The sequence below is a fragment of the Vibrio sp. 1457 genome, assembly GCF_033340195.1.
Classification (GTDB): Bacteria; Pseudomonadota; Gammaproteobacteria; order Enterobacterales; family Vibrionaceae; genus Vibrio; species Vibrio alginolyticus.
Map to the genome: position 1 here is coordinate 1 of NZ_JAWOWA010000163.1, position 1,015 is coordinate 1,015.

The 1,015-nt window shown below is 50.9% G+C and carries 2 protein-coding genes; one reads left to right on the forward strand and one right to left on the reverse strand.

Translation table 11 applies throughout. The annotated features are described in order from the left end of the window. A partial coding sequence (gene ydfZ / locus R7Z41_RS24580) for a putative selenium delivery protein YdfZ (RefSeq protein ID WP_318141716.1) occupies positions 1-195 on the forward strand: 195 nt, incomplete at its 5' end. 34 nt (positions 196-229) lie between these two features. Here the strand turns inward: ydfZ and R7Z41_RS24585 are convergent. Next, on the reverse strand, positions 230-1,015 hold a 786-nt coding region (locus tag R7Z41_RS24585; protein WP_411913152.1), incomplete at its 5' end, for a mannitol dehydrogenase family protein.

Genomic DNA, 1,015 nt, shown 5'->3' on the forward strand with positions numbered 1-1,015 from the left:
TACTATCGTAAACATAACGCCATCACCAATGCCAGCCGCGTTATGGTTAGCGGCACCGGTCACACTGGCAAGATCCTGTCGATTGATACTGAAGGTCTGACCGCTGAGCAAATCCGCCGCGGAAAAACCGTAGTTGTTGAAGGTTGTGAAGAGAAACTGGCACCACTGGACCTGATTCGTCTCGGCATGAACTAAGCGTGTGAATGCCGCCGATGGCGGCATTGCTTTTTTACTTCACGGAATATTTTGCCACGGTCGCTTTCGCGCCATGCGCTAATAAAGACAAGTACGCTTCCGTCACTTTTGCAGTAAACAAGCTATTGTCTGGCAAATCATCACCAAAGATTGCCTTAATCGCCAGCAATGACTGGACGCGCGCTTTCCCTTCGGCACTACTTTGTACAGCCTTCTGAATAACAGGTAACAGTGGGTCACTGATTTCTATCGGATTTCCCTGTTCATCAACACCACCGACATAACGCATCCAACCCGCGACGCCCAGCGCCAGCAGATCGAACTTGCTGTCATGCGCCAGATGCCAGCGAACAGAATCCAACATCCGCTGTGGCAATTTCTGGCTACCATCCATCGCAATCTGCCAGGTTCGATGACGTAACGCCGGGTTGCTATAGCGTGCAATTAATCGGTTAGCGTAATCTTGCAAATCAACGCCCTGCACTTTCAGCGTCGGCGCTTGTTCCTGCAACATCAAGCCATACGCCGCATAACGATAATGTTCATCTTCCATACAGTCATTAATGTGCTGATATCCTGCAAGATACCCCAGATACGCCAGGAATGAATGACTGCCGTTGAGCATGCGCAACTTCATCTCTTCATAAGGCAGCACATCGCTAACCAGTTCGGCTCCCGCTTTTTCCCATTCCGGACGTCCGGCAACAAAGTTATCTTCTATTACCCACTGGCGGAAAGGTTCACAGGCAACGCCCGCAGGATCGCCCACACCGGTAAGTTGTTCGATTTTCGCCAGCGTATCCTCTGTCACTGCGGGCAC